Source organism: Streptosporangium sp. NPDC001559 (assembly GCF_042893955.1).
Classification (GTDB): Bacteria; Actinomycetota; Actinomycetes; order Streptosporangiales; family Streptosporangiaceae; genus Streptosporangium.
Genome location: NZ_JBIAVG010000012.1, coordinates 104,247 through 123,124, shown reverse-complemented (window position 1 = coordinate 123,124; position 18,878 = coordinate 104,247). Strand labels below are relative to the sequence as shown.

General features: G+C 68.1%; 19 protein-coding genes. 9 read left to right on the top strand and 10 right to left on the bottom strand.

The window, feature by feature from the left end:
* Positions 1-5: 5 nt before the first annotated feature.
* Positions 6-1,145 (bottom strand): DNA polymerase III subunit beta, encoded by a 1,140-nt coding sequence (gene dnaN, locus ACFYY8_RS26065; protein WP_390045194.1) that lies wholly within the window; start codon positions 1,143-1,145, stop codon positions 6-8.
* A gap of 573 nt (positions 1,146-1,718) precedes the next feature.
* Positions 1,719-3,482, bottom strand: coding sequence for a chromosomal replication initiator protein DnaA (dnaA, locus tag ACFYY8_RS26060; protein WP_390045192.1), 1,764 nt, complete (start codon positions 3,480-3,482; stop codon positions 1,719-1,721).
* 534 nt (positions 3,483-4,016) lie between these two features.
* On the opposite strand from dnaA, the gene rpmH reads away from it, so the two are divergent.
* The 8 genes from rpmH (at position 4,017) to ACFYY8_RS26020 (ending at position 9,384) form a co-directional block, all read left to right on the top strand.
* On the top strand, positions 4,017-4,154 hold the full coding sequence (rpmH, locus tag ACFYY8_RS26055; protein WP_171200567.1) for a 50S ribosomal protein L34: 138 nt from the start codon (positions 4,017-4,019) through the stop codon (positions 4,152-4,154).
* A 135-nt stretch (positions 4,155-4,289) separates the two neighbouring features.
* A complete protein-coding gene (gene rnpA / locus ACFYY8_RS26050; protein WP_390045507.1) occupies positions 4,290-4,643 on the top strand; it encodes a ribonuclease P protein component in 354 nt (117 codons plus the stop codon).
* Positions 4,643-4,921, top strand: coding sequence for a membrane protein insertion efficiency factor YidD (gene yidD, locus ACFYY8_RS26045; protein ID WP_184717911.1), 279 nt, complete (start codon positions 4,643-4,645; stop codon positions 4,919-4,921). The genes rnpA and yidD overlap by 1 nt, the downstream gene beginning before the upstream one ends.
* Positions 4,922-4,925: 4 nt before the next feature.
* Positions 4,926-5,870: a membrane protein insertase YidC gene (yidC, locus tag ACFYY8_RS26040; RefSeq protein ID WP_390045190.1), complete on the top strand. Its 945-nt coding sequence runs from the start codon at positions 4,926-4,928 to the stop codon at positions 5,868-5,870.
* Positions 5,871-5,904: 34 nt separating this feature from the next.
* Complete coding sequence (locus tag ACFYY8_RS26035; protein WP_352013631.1) at positions 5,905-6,408, top strand: R3H domain-containing nucleic acid-binding protein; 504 nt, start codon at positions 5,905-5,907, stop codon at positions 6,406-6,408.
* Positions 6,409-6,632: 224 nt separating this feature from the next.
* Positions 6,633-7,277, top strand: a complete 645-nt coding sequence (rsmG, locus tag ACFYY8_RS26030; protein ID WP_390045505.1) for a 16S rRNA (guanine(527)-N(7))-methyltransferase RsmG — start codon at positions 6,633-6,635, stop codon at positions 7,275-7,277.
* A gap of 243 nt (positions 7,278-7,520) precedes the next feature.
* Positions 7,521-8,375 (top strand): ParA family protein, encoded by an 855-nt coding sequence (locus tag ACFYY8_RS26025; RefSeq protein WP_390045188.1) that lies wholly within the window; start codon positions 7,521-7,523, stop codon positions 8,373-8,375.
* Between the two features lie 37 nt (positions 8,376-8,412).
* Positions 8,413-9,384 carry a ParB/RepB/Spo0J family partition protein gene (locus ACFYY8_RS26020; RefSeq protein WP_390045182.1) on the top strand — a complete coding sequence of 324 codons (972 nt, stop codon included), beginning with the start codon at positions 8,413-8,415 and terminating at the stop codon, positions 9,382-9,384.
* A gap of 57 nt (positions 9,385-9,441) precedes the next feature.
* On the opposite strand, the gene ACFYY8_RS26015 is transcribed toward ACFYY8_RS26020, so the two are convergent.
* The 3 genes from ACFYY8_RS26015 to ACFYY8_RS26005 all read right to left on the bottom strand — a co-directional run bounded on the left by ACFYY8_RS26015 (position 9,442) and on the right by ACFYY8_RS26005 (position 13,009).
* Positions 9,442-10,479 carry a threonine aldolase family protein gene (locus ACFYY8_RS26015; RefSeq protein WP_390045179.1) on the bottom strand — a complete coding sequence of 346 codons (1,038 nt, stop codon included), beginning with the start codon at positions 10,477-10,479 and terminating at the stop codon, positions 9,442-9,444.
* Between the two features lie 59 nt (positions 10,480-10,538).
* Complete coding sequence (locus ACFYY8_RS26010; RefSeq protein ID WP_352013636.1) at positions 10,539-11,495, bottom strand: D-alanine--D-alanine ligase; 957 nt, start codon at positions 11,493-11,495, stop codon at positions 10,539-10,541.
* 281 nt (positions 11,496-11,776) lie between these two features.
* Positions 11,777-13,009, bottom strand: a complete 1,233-nt coding sequence (locus ACFYY8_RS26005) for a PLP-dependent aminotransferase family protein (protein WP_362782134.1) — start codon at positions 13,007-13,009, stop codon at positions 11,777-11,779.
* A 295-nt stretch (positions 13,010-13,304) separates the two neighbouring features.
* On the opposite strand from ACFYY8_RS26005, the gene ACFYY8_RS26000 reads away from it, so the two are divergent.
* Entirely contained in the window at positions 13,305-13,925 is a 621-nt protein-coding gene (locus ACFYY8_RS26000) for a GNAT family N-acetyltransferase (RefSeq protein WP_184716989.1), read from the top strand.
* Positions 13,926-14,120: 195 nt separating this feature from the next.
* Here the strand turns inward: ACFYY8_RS26000 and trxA are convergent, their stop codons facing one another.
* The 5 genes from trxA to ACFYY8_RS25975 all read right to left on the bottom strand — a co-directional run bounded on the left by trxA (position 14,121) and on the right by ACFYY8_RS25975 (position 18,712).
* The gene (gene trxA / locus ACFYY8_RS25995) at positions 14,121-14,444 is read right to left on the bottom strand and encodes a thioredoxin (RefSeq protein ID WP_352013637.1); all 324 of its coding nucleotides are present in this window, start codon (positions 14,442-14,444) and stop codon (positions 14,121-14,123) included.
* A 36-nt stretch (positions 14,445-14,480) separates the two neighbouring features.
* Positions 14,481-15,413, bottom strand: a complete 933-nt coding sequence (gene trxB / locus ACFYY8_RS25990) for a thioredoxin-disulfide reductase (RefSeq protein WP_390045176.1) — start codon at positions 15,411-15,413, stop codon at positions 14,481-14,483.
* Positions 15,414-15,556: 143 nt separating this feature from the next.
* Complete coding sequence (locus tag ACFYY8_RS25985; RefSeq protein WP_390045174.1) at positions 15,557-16,450, bottom strand: anti-sigma factor family protein; 894 nt, start codon at positions 16,448-16,450, stop codon at positions 15,557-15,559.
* Positions 16,440-17,045: an RNA polymerase sigma factor SigM gene (gene sigM / locus ACFYY8_RS25980; RefSeq protein ID WP_184716997.1), complete on the bottom strand. Its 606-nt coding sequence runs from the start codon at positions 17,043-17,045 to the stop codon at positions 16,440-16,442. Before sigM ends, ACFYY8_RS25985 begins: the two co-directional genes overlap by 11 nt.
* A 155-nt stretch (positions 17,046-17,200) precedes the next feature.
* Positions 17,201-18,712, bottom strand: coding sequence for a protein kinase family protein (locus ACFYY8_RS25975; protein WP_390045172.1), 1,512 nt, complete (start codon positions 18,710-18,712; stop codon positions 17,201-17,203).
* Positions 18,713-18,878 lie beyond the last annotated feature (166 nt).

The following is an 18,878-nucleotide window of genomic DNA, read 5'->3' as shown; positions in this document are numbered from 1 at the left end:
GTGGATCAGCTCGACAGGCGGATGGGCATGATCAGGTAGCGGTAGTCGGGCACGCCCCCGTCGTCCACAGGCTTGCCACCGGTGAGGATGGCGGGCTTGGTCGAGGTGGTCATCTGCAGCCTGGCCACGTCGGAGTCGATCGCGCCCAGCCCCTCGAGCAGGAACTGGTGGTTGAACGCGATGTTGATGTCGTCGCCCTCGAAGTCGACCGGCAGCACCTCGACCGCCTGGGCCTCGTCGCCGCTGCCCGCCTCGAGGACGACCTCGCCGTCGCGGAAGGCCAGGCGCACCGGCGTGTTGCGCTCGGCGACCAGGGCCACGCGCTTGACGGCCTCCACGAAGGCGCCGGTCGTCAGGTCGGCCCTGGCGGAGAACTCGGTCGGCAGCAGCGAGCGGTACTTGGGGAACTCGGGGTCGAGCAGGCGGGTGGTCGTACGGCGGCCCGCGCTGGAGAAGCCGATCATGCCCTCGCCGGTCCCGCCGACGGAGCTCATCGCGATCTCGACCTCGGCGCCGGTGCTGCCCAGGGCCTTGGCCGCGTCGGCGAGGGTCTTGCCGGGGATCATGGCGACGGCGGAGAAGTCGGGCTGGCCCGGCTGCCACTTCAGCTCACGCACGGCCAGGCGGTAGCGGTCGGTCGCGGCGAGGGTGACGGTGTCGCCCTCGATCTCCATGCGCACACCGGTCAGCATCGGCAGCGTGTCGTCCTTGCCCGCGGCCACGGCGACCTGGCCGACGGCTGAGGCGAACACGTCGCTGCCGACCCGGCCCGCGGCCGGCGGCATGGTCGGCAGGGAGGGGTAGTCCTCCACAGGCATGGTCAGCAGGGTGAACCGGGCACTGCCACAGGTGACGACCGCCTTGGCGCCCTCGACGACGAAGTCCACAGGCTGTGCGGGCAGCGCCCTGGTGATCTCGGCGAGCAGCTTGCCCGAGACCAGCACGACGCCGGCCTCACCGGTCTGGGGTTCGAGAGTCACCTCGGCGGACACCTCGTAGTCGAAGCCGGAGAGCTTCAGCTGCCCGCCGTCCGTCACCTCCAGGCGCATGCCGGCGAGCACCGGCACGGAAGGACGCGCCGGCAGGCTGCGTGCCGTCCAGGCGACGGCCTCGGCGAGCACGTCTCGCTCGATACGGAACATCACGGGGATCTGCCTCCTGTGTGTGAGCGCTGTCCGCTCGGTGCCTTGGGTTCAAGTGTTCACTGTCCCGCACCTGCGCTCCCCCGGAACCCTTCTGTGGGTCTTGAGTTCTCTAGTTAGAGATACAAGGGGTCATCGCATTAGGGGCGGTGGATACTGTGGAAATCCTATGTTTCCGCAGATCAGACTAGGTTTTTTCATCCACCGGGGGTGTGGGTGGAGGGTGTGGAGAACTCGGCGGCCTGGGGAGAACCTCGCTGTACCCACAGGCCGTCCCCAGATCGAGGGGTGTTCATCCACCGGTTATCCACGAGGTTTCCCCAGGTTATCCACTGGGTAAGAGGTCGTTTTGTCCTTGTGGAAAACGCTCTTCACAGGGCGTCCCCAGGTTGTCCACGAGTTCTCCCCAAGTTGTCCCCAGGTTCTCCCCAGAGTTGTCCCCAGCTTGCTCAAACGTGTTGAAACCATCGAAACCGGCATGTTCACGGTGGAAACTCCTCCTCCATTGGTTGAGGCGGAGCCGTACATTTGATCCACAAGGTTTTCCACAGCCTGTGTATCGCGTCCGGGGAAAACTCATCCATTGCGCGACTGCTGCTTGATCCTGGTGGTCAGCTCGTTGACCTGGTTGTAGATCGAGCGGCGCTCGGCCATGAGGGAACGGATCTTCCGGTCGGCGTGCATGACCGTGGTGTGGTCGCGTCCGCCGAACTGCTGGCCGATCTTGGGCAGCGACATGTCGGTCAGCTCCCTGCACAGATACATGGCGATCTGCCGGGCGGTGACCAGGACCCGCGAGCGCGACCCGCCGCACAGGTCGTCGATCGACAGGCCGAAGTAGGCCGCGGTCGAGGCCATGATCGTGGCGATCGTTATCTCGGAGCCCGCGTCCTCGGTGATCAGGTCCTTGAGCACGACCTCGGTGAGCTGCAGGTCGACCGACTGCCGGTTGAGGCTGGCGAACGCGGTGACCCTGATCAGCGCGCCCTCCAACTCGCGGATGTTGGTGGAGATCCGGCTCGCGATGTACTCCAGGACCTCGGGCGGCGCGGCCAGACCCTCCTGGATGGCCTTCTTGCGCAGGATCGCGATGCGGGTCTCGAGCTCGGGCGGTTGCACGTCGGTGATCAGTCCCCACTCGAACCGGTTGCGCAGCCGGTCCTCCAGGGTGACCAGCTGCTTGGGGGCGCGGTCGCTGGAGATGACGATCTGCTTGTTGGCGTTGTGCAGGGTGTTGAAGGTGTGGAAGAACTCCTCCTGCGTCTGTTCCTTGCCCTCGAGGAACTGGATGTCGTCCACCAGCAGGATGTCCACAGCCCGGTAGCGTCCGCGGAAGTTGTCGGCCTTGTGATCGCGGATGGAGTTGATGAAGTCGTTGGTGAACTCCTCCGAGCTGACGTATCTCACCCGGGCGCCGTCGTAGAGGCTCTGCGCGTAGTGGCCGATCGCGTGCAGCAGGTGGGTCTTGCCCAGTCCTGAGTCGCCGTAGATGAACAGCGGGTTGTAGGCCTTGGCGGGGGCCTCGGCGACCGCGACCGCCGCGGCGTGGGCGAAGCGGTTGCTCGACCCGATGACGAAGGTCTCGAAGGTGTACTTCGGGTTGAGCCTGGCGGGTTCCCCCTGCTGCTGGGTACGGCCTCCCCGGCCGTCCCATCTGTTCTGCACCGGGCCCGTGGCCTGCGGCGGCGAGGGGCGGTCGAAGTTGTTCTGCCCGTGCCGCTCGAACCCGTCGGACTCCGGGTGCGGGGGCGCGGGCTGCGGGGTGTAGCCGCCGCGGCCGTACCCGCCCCCCTGTTCCTGCTGGGCCGGCGCCGAGGGCTCCCCCGGGAGGAACGGCTGCTGCGCTCCGTCCTCACCCTGTTGATAACCGTAGTGCCCCTGTGGGCCGTGCTGTGGATAGTCGGTGGACGGCGTCGGCGCAGGTCCCTGCCCCTGGAAGGGGTTCTGCAGGCCGGAAGCGTTGTGGAGCTGGGGTGTCACGGGCTGTGTATAACCCTGCTGGGGACCCCCAGGCTGGGGATAACCGTGCGCGGGCGGCTGGGGATAACCGTCCCCTCTGGAGACCCCGGGGTCGGAACCGGCCGCGCTGGGGTCGACCATGACCGCGACCCGCATGGGGCGGCCGAACTCCTGGGAGAGCGCGTGGCTGATCAGGGGGCGGAGTTTGTTCTCCAGGACGTCCCTGGCGAAGTCCGTCGGGGCGGCGAGGACCACGGTGTCGTTCATGAGGCCGAACGGGCGGGTCATGCCGAGCCAGACCCGTTGCTGGGAGGGGACGCTCGCGTTGAGGGAGTTCTCCAACGCCCGTTCCCACACCTCGCTGAGGTCCAAATTGTCCATGCCCGGCCATCCTCCTGTCGACGCGGTCACCGCACGTGCTCACCGCGATCTGTTATCCACACCGATGGCCGCCGGGCACATCGGATTCCCCTGTTTTCCACATGTCGGAGCCCCTGCTGCCCGTCCGGGGTCGCCGCTCGGAATCCACATCGAATCCACACCGCATCCACATGCTGTGCACAGCCCCACGGCCGCCGCCAGACACGTCCGGGCAGTGGTGATAAGGGGTTGGAGGGGCCGACAGTAGCCCTGTCCACAGCCTGTGTTCAAGACGTTGTCCACAGCCTAGTGGCACTGTGGGGGAGGCCGAGTGCACATCCTGTGGACGGCGAGGCGTCGGTGGAAAACGGGGCTGTGGATTCGTGGATAACCTATCGTCAGGTGTTCGCCGGTTTGACCTGGGCCTCGCCTTACCCGTAACGTACGACGGTCGGCTTGTCACGCGGAGGCTTTCGCATGCCCCGCTTTCGGCAGGCCAGCCACTGTCGAGCGTCCCCATGTGCTGGGGGCGCGTCCTGAGCCTGGAGCCCACTCGTGAGCAAGCGTACTTTCCAGCCGAACAACCGCCGTCGCGCGAAGACCCACGGTTTCCGGCTGCGCATGCGCACCCGCGCCGGTCGCGCCATCCTGGCCGCCCGTCGTCGCAAGGGCCGCGCAGCGCTCTCCGCCTGACGCGTCCGCCGTGCCCGGTTCGCCGGGCCGGGGCAGTAAGCGAACCGTCGCCCGTCGGCCGTGACGCCGGCGGGCGATAGCCGTACCTGCCCAGGGTCAAACCAAGGTCCTCTCGTGTTGCCGTCCGTGTCCCGCATGCGCCGGGGCGAGGAGTTCGCCGGCGCGGTCAGGAAGGGAAGCCGTGCAGGCCGTCCCACACTGGTCGCGCATTTCGGCATGCGCGCAGAAACGGATGAACCCCCCTTGGTGGGATTTGTCGTGAGCCGTGCGGTTGGTGGGGCGGTCACGAGGAATCGGGTCAAACGTCAGCTGAGACACCTCATGCGAGACCGTCTCGACCGTCTTCCGCGAGGTAGCCTGCTGGTTGTACGCGCCAATCCACCGGCCGCGTCCGCGCGAAGCGAGCGCCTAGCCGCCGAACTCGACGTCGCGCTGGATCGTTTACTCAGGCGGCGTGAGCCCTCCACGGCTCACAGGGATGGGCGATGATGACGGCGCAGCACACCGCCGGGGTTTCCCCGGCCGCCAGGACCCTGATGGCTCCCATCCGGTTCTACCGGAGCTATGTGAGCCCTCTGCTGGGTCCACGCTGCCGATTCCATCCCTCGTGCAGTGCCTACGGGCTTGAGGCGGTGGCCGTTCACGGGGCCCTGCGCGGCACATGGTTGACGATCCGGAGAATCGGGCGTTGCCACCCATTCCATCCCGGAGGCTTTGACCCGGTGCCCCCACGCCGGGGCCGGTCCGACGAAACGCAAGGGAGCTAGCTCGGTGGAGCTGTCCTGGCTGAACTGGCTGTACACGGCCGTCGCCCAAGTAATCACCTGGATACACCAGGCGTATAGCAGCTTCCTCGACCCGAACAGCGGGCTGACCTGGGCGCTGACCATCATCACCCTGACGGTGCTGATGAGGCTGCTGATCTTCCCTCTCTTCCTCAAGCAGATGCGCTCCTCGAAGAAGATGCAGGAACTCGCGCCCAAGGTTCAGGAGATCCGTAAGCGCTACAAGAACGACAAGCAGCGCATGAACCAGGAGGTCATGGCGCTGTACCAGGGGCAGGGTGCCAACCCGCTCGGCGGCTGTCTGCCGGTCGTGGCCCAGTTCCCCATCTTCATCTCGATGTTCACCGTGCTGAACGCGATGGCCCACGGCCAGCTGAAGTTCGGCATGACCCAGCAGCTGGTCGACAGCGCCAGGGCCGCGCACATCTTCGGTGCGCCGCTGCCGGCGACCTTCTGGAGCAGTGACGCCCAGCTCGCGGCGTTCGGCGCCAACCCGATCCAGACGAAGATCGTCCTCGCGATCTTCGTGGCGGTCAGCTCGCTGACCACCTTCCTGACCGTCCGGCAGAGCGTGACCCGCTCGATGGCCCAGATGCCGGACAATCCGATGGCGCAGCAGCAGAAGATCCTGATGTACATCTCGCCGCTGTTCGCCATCTTCTCGCTGAACTTCCCCCTCGGTCTGATCCTCTACTGGGTCACCACCAACCTGTGGACCCTGGGCCAGCAGCACTGGTTCTACAGCCGCAACCCCGCTCCGGTGGCCGACGCCAAGGGCAACATGGTGACTCCCGAGCCCAAGCCGGGCCTGCTGGGTAAGGCCAAGAAGGCCCCTGAGCCCGAGGAGCCGCCCGCGCCCGCACCCAAGATGGTCCGCCAACAGCCCACCCGCCAGCCCCGCAGCAAGCGGACGGGCAGCAAGAAGTCTTGACGATCATCCCGACAGCACAAAGGAGTGGCCGGACGTGACCGAGGCCGAAGCCGAGAAGGAGACCGTGAAAGCGGCTCCGGATCTCGCTGCGCTGGAGCAGGAGGGCGAGATCGCGGCGGACTACGTCGAGGGTCTGCTCGACATCGCCGACATCGACGGTGACATCGACATGGACGTCGAAGGTGATCGTGCCGTGGTGTCTGTCGTGGATGTCAAGGGTGGCGATCTCGTCGGCCCGCACGGCGAGGTGCTTGAGGCGATCCAGGAGCTGACCCGTCTCGCGGTCCACCGTCAGACGGGCGAGCGTTCCCGGCTCATGCTGGACATCGCCGGCTACCGTGAGCGCCGCCGTACCGAGCTGACCGAGCTGGGCACCAAGATCGCCGCGGACGTCAAGCGCAACGGCGAGCCCAAGCCCCTGCAGCCGATGACCCCGTTCGAGCGCAAGATCGTGCACGACGCGGTGGCGGCGGCGGGCCTGCGCAGCGAGTCCGAGGGCGAGGAGCCCCGGCGCTTCGTGGTGGTCCTGCCCGCGTAACGACACGACGGAGAAAAGGGCCGCCGTCCCCGGTTACCAGGGGCGGCGGCCCTTTCTTGTGATCCGCTCCCGGCCCGTCCTTGTACGGCTCCGCGAAGCGGGCCGTTAGCCTTAGAACACCCTGCAGAAAGCCCGTCCCGAGGAAGAGTGAGCCCCGAGTGAGTGACCAGATCCCCGAGCCGCCCGAGGTCGCGCGCGAGGTGTTCACCGGCGATGCCTGGTCCATGGCGGAGACGTTCGCCGGTCTGCTGGCCGGCCCCGGGGTGGTGCGCGGACTGCTCGGTCCTCGCGAGGTGCCCCGCATCTGGGACCGGCACCTGCTCAACTGCGCCGTGGTCGCCGAGGCGGTGCCCGCGGACGTGCGCCTGGTGGACATCGGCTCCGGTGCCGGGCTGCCCGGCCTGGTGTTGGCGATCGTGCGTCCCGACATCCATGTCACCCTCCTTGAGCCTCTCCTGCGCCGGACGGTCTTCCTCCAGGAGTGCGTGGACACGCTGAAGCTCGGCAACGTCGAGGTGCTGCGTGGCCGGGCCGAGGAGTTCGTCGGCAAGCGCGTGTTCGACGTGGCCTCCGCCCGGGCGGTGGCGCCGCTCGACCGGCTGCTGAAGTGGTCGCTCCCCCTGCTGCGCGAGGGCGGGGAGCTGCTCGCCCTCAAGGGCGAACGGGCAGCGGAGGAGCTGGCGGACGCCGAGGAACAATTGAGGACCAGCGGGGTGCTAACCGCCGAGCTTGTTTCGGTCGGGCACGGTAAGGTCGAGCCGCCCGCAACTCTCATCCGGGTGGTCGCCGGTCGGGCCCCCGAAGGAGTACGGCAGGGCGCTCGCCGTAAGGAGCGTGTCTCGCGGGCCAAGCGGGCGCGAGGCCAGTAGAACAGACCGAGCGAAGCGAGTGCGAGGCCAGTGAATGACCATGGAAGTGCGATTGTGAGCGCGGAAGGTGGTCTCGGCTGGCCCACGGGTCCTGTCGTCCCGCCTCGTGAACGCCTTTCCGGTCTTGGCTGGCCGGCATCGGGTTCCACCACTGCAGTCAGGCCGGTTGAAAGGACGACGACCGTGACCCAGTCCCCCCTTAATCCCGGCGAATCGCCGTTGGTACGAGAGGCACTCAGCTCAGTGGTTTCACGTGAAACATCTACGGCCGCCCCCGGAGACACCATCGGCGCTCGGGACGGTGACTGGCCCCGGCCACCCAAGACCCGCATCTTCACCGTCGCCAACCAGAAGGGCGGTGTCGGCAAGACCACGACATCGGTGAACCTGGCGGCGGCGCTGTCCATCCACGGCCTGCGGGTGCTCGTCGTCGACCTCGACCCGCAGGGCAACGCCTCGACCGCCCTGTCCATCGAGCACCGTGGCGACGTCCCCGACATGTACAAGGTCCTGGTCGAGGACGTGCCGCTGGCGGAGGTCGTGAAGGAGGTCCCGGAGATGCCGGGTCTCTACTGCGCCCCCGCCACGATCGACCTGGCGGGCGCCGAGATCGAGCTGGTCTCCATGGTCGCCCGTGAGGCCCGGCTGCAGCGCGCGCTCACGGCCTACACCCAGGTCGAGTTCGACTACATCCTCATCGACTGCCCTCCCTCGCTCGGTCTGCTGACCGTCAACGCGCTGATGGCCGCCAACGAGCTGCTGATCCCCATCCAGTGCGAGTACTACGCCCTTGAGGGGCTCGGCCAGCTGCTGCGGAACGTGGACCTGGTCCGCGCCCACCTGAACCCCACGCTCGACCTGTCCACCATCCTGCTGACGATGTACGACGGCAGGACCAGGCTCGCCTCCCAGGTCGCCGACGAGGTCCGCTCCCACTTCGGGGACACGGTGCTGAAGAACGTGATCCCGAGGAGCGTCCGTGTCTCCGAGGCGCCGAGCTACGGCCAGTCGGTCATGACCTACGACCCGGGCTCAAGCGGTGCGATGGCCTACATGGACGCCGCCCGTGAGATCGCCTACCGTGGCGCCGCCGTGTGAACGCGCCGAGATCCGCAGAAACAGCAGGGGAGGGACCGTGGTAGCTAAGACACCCAGGGGACTGGGCAAGGGGCTGGGTGCCCTCATCCCGACGGGACCCACCGTACTGGAGACGACGCCCCCGGCCGTCACCTCGACCCTGGTCGCGGACGAGCCCACGGTCCAGCAGCCGAAGCCGGTCGCGGGCGCCTACTTCCTTGAGATCCCCGTCGAGGACATCACGCCCAACCCGCGTCAGCCCCGGGACATCTTCGACGACCAGGCGCTGGACGAGCTGGCCATCTCCATCCGGGAGGTGGGGTTGCTCCAGCCCGTCGTGGTTCGCCCGGCAGGCGAGGGGCGCTACGAGCTGATCATGGGGGAGCGCCGCTGGCGTGCCTCGAAGATCGCCGAACTCTCCAAGATCCCTGCGATCGTACGGAGCACCGAGGAGGACAAGCTCCTGCTGGACGCTCTCATCGAGAACCTCCAGCGCGAGCAGCTCAACCCCCTTGAGGAGGCGGCGGCCTACCGGCAGCTGCTCGACGACTTCGGCGCCACCCACGAGCAGCTGGCCACCCGCGTCGGGCGGTCCCGCTCCCACGTGTCGAACACCCTGCGGTTGCTCAACCTGCCCGCCAAGGTCCAGCTCCGGGTCTCCGCCGGACTGGTCAGCGCCGGGCACGCCCGTGCCCTGATCCCTCTGAACGACCCCGTGGCACAGGAACGGCTCGCCGACCGGATCGTGGCGGAGCTGCTGTCGGTACGCGAGGTCGAGGAGATCGTGGCGGTCGGCGACGCCAAGGCGGCGCCCGCCCCCACCACCCGGAAGGTGCCGAGGGCGCGACAGTCGGAGGAGCCGACGCTCCGCCATCTGGCCGACCGGCTCTCCGACCGCTTCGAGACCCGGGTGAAGGTGGACTTCGGCCGTCGCAAGGGGCGCATCGTCGTGGAGTTCGCGACCATCGACGACCTTGAGCGCATCATCGCCACGATGGCTCCGGGAACCATGCAGCAGACCGAAGACTGAAACACCCGGGCGCCTGTTTCACGTGAAACAGGCGCCCGGGTGTTTCACGTGAAACCCTCAGCCCTCCAGTACGGTCTGCCGTACATCGGCCGCGAAGGCATCTACGTCCTCGGGTGAGGTGTCGAAGGCCGTCACCCAGCGCACCACGTGGGCCGCCTCCTCCCAGACGTGGAAGAGATGACGCTGCTGGAGTTCGGCGATCGCCTTTTCCGGTAGTGAGGGGAAGACCGCGTTCGACTGGACCGGATAGCGGAGCGCGACACCGGGAAGGCCGGCGACGCCGTCCGCCAGCCGATGGGCCATGGCGTTGGCGTGGGAGGCGTTCCTCCGCCAGAGGTCGTCGGTGAGGAGCGCGGTCAGCTGGGCCGAGACGAAGCGCATCTTCGAGGCGAGCTGCATGCCCTGCTTGCGGAGGAACAGCGCGGGAGCATCCAGCTCGGGCCTGAGGATGACGAGCGCCTCCGCCCCCATGGCGCCGTTCTTGGTGCCGCCGAAGCTGAGCAGGTCCACCCCGGTGTCACCGGTGAGCGCGCGCAGCGAGCAGCCGAGCTCCGCGGCGGCGTTGGCCAGGCGGGCACCGTCCATGTGGAGGAAGAGTCCGTGGGCGTGGGCGAAGTCGGCCAGTTCGGCGACCTCGTCGGGGGTGTAGCAGGTGCCGCACTCGGTCACCTGGGAGATGGAGATGACCCTCGGCTGGGAGTGGTGCTCATCCCCCAGGACGGAGAGCTGGCCCCGGACGGCCTCGACGGTGAGCTTGCCGTCGTCCGTCGGGATCGGAACGAGCTTGGCGCCGAGCACCCGCTCAGCGGCGCCACACTCGTTGGTGTTGATGTGGGCGCTGCTCGGGCACAGGACGGCGTCGTAGGAGCGTAGGACGAGCCCCAGCCCCACGACGTTGGCACCGGTGCCGTTGAACATGGTGTAGGCGCTCGCCTGAGGGCCGAACTCGGCGCGGAAGGCCTCCTCCATCGCCCGGGTCCAGGGATCGCCACCGTAGGCGGGGGCGTCCGAGACGTTGGCCTCAACGATGGCGGCGATCACGTCCGGGTGCACTCCGGCGTGGTTGTCACTGGCGAAACTCTTGGGAAGACGCACGGCGTCCACCATAAGTGGAACAATCCGGCGCCGGTCCCCCGGCGCCGGACAAATCAGGTTCAAGCAGAGTGCCGGGCGGCGGCCTGTTCCAGCAGGGCCTGGCAGAGGGTGCCGAGATCGTCGCCCGCCGCCTCGATCGCCATGGGCAGCAGCGAGGTCTCGGTCATGCCGGGGGCGACGTTGACCTCAAGGAAGTACGGCAGGCCCGCCTCGTCGACGATGAGGTCGGTACGGGAGACGTCACGCAGCCCCAGCGCGGTGTGGGCCGTGACGGCCATCTCGGCGCAGGCCTGTGAGACCTCGGGGGACAGCCGGGCCGGGGCGAAGAACTCGGTGTGCCCGGCGGTGTAGCGGGAGGCGTAGTCGTACAGGCCCGCGTCGGGCACGATCTCCACCGGAGGCAGGGCGACCGGGCCCTCACCGAGGTCGACCACGGAGACGGAGACCTCGACCCCTTCGATGTATCGCTCGATCAACGCCGTGTCGCCGTAGGCGAAGCAGCCGACCATCGCCGAGGGAAGCTCCTGCGCGGTGCGGACCATCGACGCGCCGAGCGCCGAACCACCCCGGGACGGCTTGACGAACAACGGCAGGCCGAGCCGTTCGACGATCCGGTCGAGCACCGCCGAGGCGCCCAGGTCGTGGAAGGTCTCCTTGGGCAGCGTCACCGACTCGGGGGTGCGCAGGCCGAAGGAACGGACGACGGCCTTGGCGGTCGGCTTGTCGAAGGCCACCCGGCACGCGTCGGGATCGGCACCCACATAGGGGACCGAGAGCAGCTCGAGCACCGAGCGGATCGCGCCGTCCTCACCCGCCCCACCGTGCAGGGTGACGAAGACCGCGTCCGGCGGATCGGCGAGTACGGCGGGCACGAGCGAGGCGTCGGTGTCACGTGTCTCCACCGGGATCCCCACCGCGCGCAGCGCCTCACTCACCCGGCGGCCCGACCGGAGGGACACCTCCCGCTCGTAGGACAGACCACCCGCGAGAACGAGCACGTGGCCCAGATCACTCATCCGAAAAAACCTCTCTTCACGGCCCACGCCGAGCCTTTGGGGTCGCTCTCATCACGCCGGGGACGATCGCCACAACGGCGCCGGAAGTCACCGTACGGCACGGCACCCGAAGTGACGTCACCCACCGGTCTCGGGCGGCGCGTGGCGGGCGTCCGGAAGCGGTCGTCGAACCAGCCCCTTCACGAAGCATCGCGCGGAGAGGCTCCACACGGCAGAAGGCGGTGTGGCGAGCGGAAGCGCCCGTCACACCGCCCAGGAGAGCCCTCTCAAGCCTGAGGAGCTCAGGCCAGGTCAGGCCCCGGGGTGTCCACCCCGCCGCGTTCGATGGGCGCGTCCGGCCCGAACGTCTCGCGCGTCTGCATCTCCTGCTCGATCACCCCGGCCAGGCGGCGCACGCCCTCACGGATGCGCTCAGGCTCGGGGTAGCAGTAGGACAGGCGCATGTGGCGCGTGCCGCCGCCGTCGGCGTAGAAGCCGGCGCCGGGGACGAACGCCACCCGCTCCGCCACCGCGCGGGGCAGCAGCACCTTGGAGTCCAGCCCCTCGGGAAGCGTGGCCCAGACGAAGAAGCCGCCCGCCGGGCGTGTCCAGGAGCAGCCCGCGGGCATCAGCGCCTCCAGGGCGCCGAGCATGGCGTCGCGGCGCTCGCAGTACAGCTCCCTGAAGGTCTTGATCTGCTGGCGCCACGGCTGGGTCGCGAGGTACTGCCCGACGGCGAGCTGGGTGAAGGTCGAGTGCGACAGGACGGCCGACTCCATCGCCAGCACCAGCTTGTCGCGGATGGCGTGCGGCGCCAGGGCCCAGCCGACACGGAAACCGGGTGCCAGGGTCTTGGAGAAGGAACCGAGGTAGACCACCCCGTCGGGGCAGTCGGCCCGCAGCGCCCGCATGGTCGTGCCCTCGAAACCGAGCAGGCCGTACGGGTTGTCCTCCACGATCAGCACGTCGGCCCGCTGGCAGATGTCCAGGATCTGCTGCCTGCGCGCGGTGCTGAGCGTGACCCCGGCGGGGTTGTGGAAGTTGGGGATGGTGTACAGGAACTTGATCCTGGTGCCCGCGGTCTTCAGCGCGTAGATCGTCTGGGCCAGCGACTCGGGGATGATCCCCTCGTCGTCCATGGCGATGTGGATGACCTTGGCCTGGTAGGCGGAGAAGGTGCCCAGCGCGCCCACGTAGGAGGGCCCCTCGGCGAGGATGACGTCGCCCGGGTCGATGAAGACGCGGGTGATCAGGTCGAGGGCCTGCTGCGAGCCGACGGTCACCACGACGTCGTTGGCGTTGCCCTCGATGCCCTCAAGGCGCATGACCTCGCAGATCTGCTCGCGCAGGTGCGGGTCTCCCTGGCCTGAGCCGTACTGGAGCGCGACCGGGCCCCTGCGGGCCACCAGGTCGGCGACGAGCTCCCCCACGACGTCCAGCGGAAGAGCGGTGACGTACGGCATGCCCCCCGCGAGCGAGACCACCTCGGGCCTCGACGCGACGGCGAAAAGAGCTCGAACCTCGGAGGCGACCATCCCGGTAGCTCGTGCGGCGTACCGGTCGACGTAGGCGTCGATCCGCGACCCCTGGGGCGCGATGGCCTGACCGTGATCTGACTCTTGGGGCACGGTCCACCTCCTTGGTTACGGGGAGCAACAAGTGCTCAAGCTAGAGAAACCAGCGTACGACAGTGATGGTTGTCGTCTGCGTGTGGGGACGGGAGACCCTGAAACGAAGGGCCTCACTGAGCTACGATGCCAGCTGGAGACGCCGTTTTCGCGCGTTTTCCGCCACGGCTTGCGCTCGTCTCGCCAGGATTGGGGCCAACAGGTGTCGCGTCGGCTGGCAAACGTCACTCTCGACAATCTTGACGACCTGCCGTACCGGTGCCGCCGGTGCGTCTTCTGGGAGCTTGACCCGGTGAACGGCAACCGCGCGATCGAGGCGGGTGATCCGGGGCTGGAGAAGGAGGCCTGGATCTCCTCGACCCTGCTGGAGTGGGGAAGCTGCGGGAAGATCGTCTATGTGGACGGCGTCGCGGCCGGCTTCGTGCTCTACGCGCCCCCGCACCACGTGCCCCGTTCCATCGCCTTCCCCACCTCGCCGGTCAGCGCGGACGCCGTGCTGCTGATGACGGCCCACATCATCCCGGAGTTCTCCGGCGGCGGTCTGGGCCGGATGCTGGTCCAGGGAGTGGCCAAGGACCTCACCCGGCGTGGGGTGCGGGCGATCGAGGCGTTCGGCGACCTGAAGTGGGAGCAGCCGGGCGCGTGCGTGATGCCCGCGGACTATCTGCTCTCGGTCGGCTTCAAGACGGTCAGGCCGCATCTGCGCTTCCCCCGGCTGCGCCTCGAACTCAAGTCCGCCGTCTCGTGGCGTGAGGACGTCGAGGTCGCCCTGGAGAGGCTGCTCGGCTCCATGTCCCCCGAAAGGGCACTCAGGCCCGTCTGAGATGGTTTGGGCCCCTTCCAGGGCCCTCCTGGGAACCTCACCGACCTCAGAGGTCACGAAAGCCCCCTGCGACGCGTCGCAGGGGGCTTTCGCTGGGTGGGTGTGCCGCTCGGAAGCGGTGGTACGGCTCCGCTGTGGGGAGCGCAGCCGCAGGGGGCGTCACAGACCCTTTTGCCCGGAGAATTCCGGCAGGACCTAGATGATGCCCTCGAGCTCGCGCAGCAGCATCGACTTGGGCTTCGCGCCGATGATCTGCTTCACGACCTCTCCACCCTTGTAGACGTTCAGGGTCGGAATCTGGAGTACACCGTACTGTCCGGCGATCGTCGGGTTCGCGTCCACATCGATCTTGACGATGGTCAGCTTGTCCGCGTGCTCGTTGGCGATCTCCTCCAGAATCGGGGCGACCTGGCGGCACGGGGCGCACCACTCCGCCCAGAAGTCGACGATGACGGGCTTGTCGCTCTTGAGGACCTCAGCGTCGAAGCTGGCTTCGGTCACGTTCTTGATGGCGCCCAAGGTTCCGGTACTCCCTCTTCGTGGTGGTGATCTGGATCAGCTCTCGTGATCGGCGAGCCACCGCTCGGCGTCGAGCGCGGCGGAGGTGCCGGTGCCGGCGGCGGTGATCGCCTGGCGGTAGATGTGGTCGACGACGTCGCCGGCTGCGAAGACGCCGTCCAGGTTGGTGCGGGTGTAGGGGGAGTCGACCTTGATGTAGCCCTCGTCGTCCAGCTCGACCTGGCCCTTGACCAGCTCGGTGCGTGGGTCGTGACCGATGGCGATGAACAGGCCGGTGGCCGCGAGCTCGCTCTCCTCGCCGGTCTTGAGGTTGCGCAGGCGCACGGCGGAGACCTTGTTCTCGCCGAGGACCTCGACGACCTCGCTGTCCCAGACGAAGCGGATCTTCTCGTTGGAGAAGGCGCGGTCCTGCATGATCTTGCTGGCGCGCAGCTCGTCACGGCGGTGCACGATGGTCACCGAGTTGGCGAACCGGGTGAGGAAGGTGGCCTCCTCCATGGCGGTGTCGCCGCCGCCGACGACCACGATGTCCTGGCCGCGGAAGAAGAAGCCGTCACAGGTGGCGCACCAGGAGACGCCGCGTCCGGAGAGGCGCTTCTCGTTGGGCACGCCGAGCTCACGGTAACCGGAGCCGGTGGCCAGGATCACGGCCTTGGCGAGGTGGGTCTCGGTGGCGGTCTTGACGACCTTCGGGGTGACGGTCAGGTCGACCTCGACCACGTCGTCGGCGACCAGCTCGGCACCGAACCGCTCGGCCTGCTTGCGCAGGTTGTCCATGAGGTCGGGACCCATGATGCCGTCGGGGAAGCCCGGGAAGTTCTCCACCTCGGTCGTGTTCATCAACGCGCCGCCCGCGGTGACCGAACCTTCGAAGACCAACGGCTTGAGGTCGGCCCGGGCGGAGTAGACAGCCGCGGTGTAACCGGCGGGACCCGACCCAATGATGATCACATTCCGGACTTCACTCACTGCTGCGCCTCTCCTCTGTCGTTGCCAGTGGCGTCAACAGATCCTAGGCGCCGGTGATTCCCGTATGTCACGACGGAGCCCGGCATGGACGAATCCATACCGGGCTCCATGATCGTTCGAGAGGGCTTCGAGAGGTCGAGGCCCTACTTCCAGCGTGCCAGGGCGGGCTTGCGCACGTTGTCACACTGCGGGCCCGTGACGTAGACGCGCACCGTGTTCCTGGCCTTGTTGCTCCAGAAGAGCATGACGTTGGCCTCCTGGCCGTTGTAGAAGCCCTGGTCGACGGCGAACGGTGCCCTGCCGACCTTCGCGGAGACCTGCTTGACACACTCGTCGAGCTTGATGCCCTCCGACTGCTCCTGGGCCAGCACGATCTGCGCCGGGCCGATGTAGTCGAGCAGCGGCCCGCGCAGCTGCTCCTCGGTGTAGTTCCAGTTGCTGTCGGTCAGCTGGTACCCGTCACTCTTCTTGGCCATAACGGAAGGCGCAGGCTGGCTGCTCGGAGAGGGGCTCGCGGTGAGCGCGCCACTCGTCATCACGGCCGTGCCCGCGATCGCCGCCGCCACACCCGCCGCCGCGGCCGACAGCGCCCACCGGCGCCGCGGGTTCCCGCGCCGTCGTACGGGCCTGACGGTGCCGTCGTCGCCGACGACCCCCAGCCGTGGCACCGGCACCGGCTCGGGCTCCGGTTCCGGCAGGGCCGGCTCGGGCTCGGGCAGGGACGCCGCCGTCTCCCACGGCGCGTCGCGCATGATGTCGTCCCAGGCCGGTGCCTCCACCAGGCCTATTCCACCTCCACGGAAGCTCTGGGCCTCTGCGGCCAGCGCGCGGTCGATCCGGAGCGCGACTCCCATCGGCATCGCCGGAGTAGGCGTCGCCGCGAGCACCTCACGGACCGCTGCGAGGTCAGCGAGGCTTTCGCCACAGGGGTCGCAGATCGCGAGATGTTCGCGTACCTGCAGGGCCGTGGCGGCGTCGAGGAGACCCTCTGCCAACTCGGCGAGAGTCTCCAGGTCGTAGTGCGTATCACCCGTCACGAAGTTCTGCTCCCTTCGCGGATGAGACGCGAGTCAGGTCGGATCGGTTCCGCAGGTGGGAAAGAATCGGGGCAAGTTTCGCGCGTCCTCGCGCGCACCTGCTCTTCACGGTGCCGCTCGGCACCTCAAGGACCTGGGCCGCGTCCTCCACGGAGTACCCCATCATGTCCACGAGTACGAGCGCCGCCCGCTGGTCGGACGGCAGCAGTTTGAGCGCGGCGGAGACCTCCATGGAGACCTCACGCTCGGCCGTCTGGTCGAGCACCGGCGTGTCCCGCTCGGCGGCCTCGACGAGTTCGTCGTCCGCGACGGGCCGTACGGACTTCCTGCGCATCCGGTCGAGACAGGCGTTGACCACGATGCGGTGCAGCCACGTGGTGACGGCCGCCTCGCCGCGGAAGCTCTCGGCCTTCCGGTAGGCCGAGACGAAGGCGTCCTGTACGGCGTCGGCCGCCTCGTCGGGGTCACCCAGCGTGCGCAGGGCGACCGCCCACATGCGGTCCCGGTGTCGCTTGACGAGTTCACTGAAGGCGTGTGGATCCCCGGCGATGTGTCGGGTCAGCAGGTCGGCGTCGGACACGGCCGGTCGCGCCATCTGCTGTCCCGCCGCTGGCGGGGGCTCTGGTGGGGAATTCACGGGAAGAGTCCTGCTTGCCGATCCGGGGATAACACCATTACGTGATAGATGGTGCCACGAAATCTCACATGATCGGCAAGAACTCGACTAAAAGCGATCAAATCACTCTGGCGCTACTTGACGGCGGTCACCTTCACGTCGAAGACGCTTCCGCGGAACATGCCCTGGTAGGGGGGCAGTTTGGTGAACCAGATCAGGACGTGGCGTCCCTTCTCCGTGGAGTCGGCGCTGTAGGTCTTCTTGCCGCTCAGCCCGGAGAACTTGTGGACCGTCTTCAGGGCGTCCAGGTCGGCAGAGTCGCCGACCCTCAGCTCCACGGTGCCGCTCGGACTCAGGTTGCCGAAGTCGACCGTCACCTGCTTGATCGGCACGCTCTGCCCCAGGTCGAGCAGGAGGCCGACCCCCTTCTTCAGGTTGCCGAAGTCGGCCGAGGTGTAGGACTCCGAGTGCCAGTCGGTCGAGGACTTGCTGTCCACCGCGTTGAGCGCCAGCTCGGGCCGTTCCTCGCCGTCCGCGCCGAACGGGTCGAAACCGGTGACCGACTTCGGCTTGACCTCACGGGTCGCGACGGGCACGGTCTGCGTCGGGGTGACGGTCACCCCCGCCGTCGGGGTGCCCGCGTTGCCGATGCTGCGGCCGATCGTCCAGGCGCCGACCCCGACGGCCGCCATCACCAGCAGCACGATCGCGGTCATGGCCACCTTGCCGAGCATCCCGCCGCCCTGGGCGGGCGGCGGCCGGTGCTGGACGTGCTGGATCGGCGGGGCGGAGCGCTGGGGCGAGGCGGTGTCCACGCCGTCGGAGCGCGAGGCCGTGACCGGCGGCGGCGCCACCGGCATCGGCGTGGGCACCGGGACGGGCCGGGGAACGGAACTGAGGGCCTCGGCCAGCTCGGCGGGCGTGGCGAAGGAGGGCATCCCCCGCTTTACCTCGGGCAGTAACGCCCGGCAGGCGATGGCGTCGAGATAGCCGGGAACCCCCGCCGTGACCTGCCGGGGCGTGCAGAGCTGCCCGTCGTTCAGCGGCGCGGGCGGCAGCCCGAAGTCCTCCTCGCCCGCCCAGTGCCCGGTCAGCCCGGCGTACAGCAGGCGGCCGAGCCCCTCGGTGTCGGCGCGGGCCGAGTCCTCGCTCGTGACGTCCATCAGCGCGGCGTCGGTGCCGAGGCCGAGCACCTTGACCGTGCTGCCCGCGGCCGTCCACACCAGGTGCTCGGGGGTGAGGCACAGATGGGCCAGACCGGCCTCGTGGGCGTGGGCCAGCGCCTCCGCGGCCTCGGCGACCAGCGCGGCGGCTCGCTCAGGCTCCAGCGGGCCCGCGGCGACCATGTCGGTGAGGGTCTCGCCGCTGACCCACTCGCTGACGACGTAGGAGCGGCCGTCGTCCTCGGTGGTCGCGTCGAAGACCTGGGTGAGCCGGGGGTCGGTCAGCCTGCTGGCGACCCGGGCAGCGGAGATGACCTGCTCCAGCCGGGGGAAGCCAGGATCGAAGGTGTACACCGCGACGGGCCTGGCGAGCACCTCGTCGATGGCCTTCCAGAGTGTCGCGCCATCCGACTCGTGGACACGGTCCTCAAGCCGGAAACGCTCAGCCAGCTTGGTGCCGGGTTCGACGACGGAGGAACTCATGGGCTCTCCACAAGTGAGAACACGACAGCGCCCCACCAGATTGACACATCAGGACACATCACGCGATGCCGGGTGGATACGCCCACGCCCTCCTGCTTCCATTAGCCGCATGTCGTCACACGCGTTGCACCATGTTAGTCGCGCGCAGGTTCCGCCCGTGTTCTCC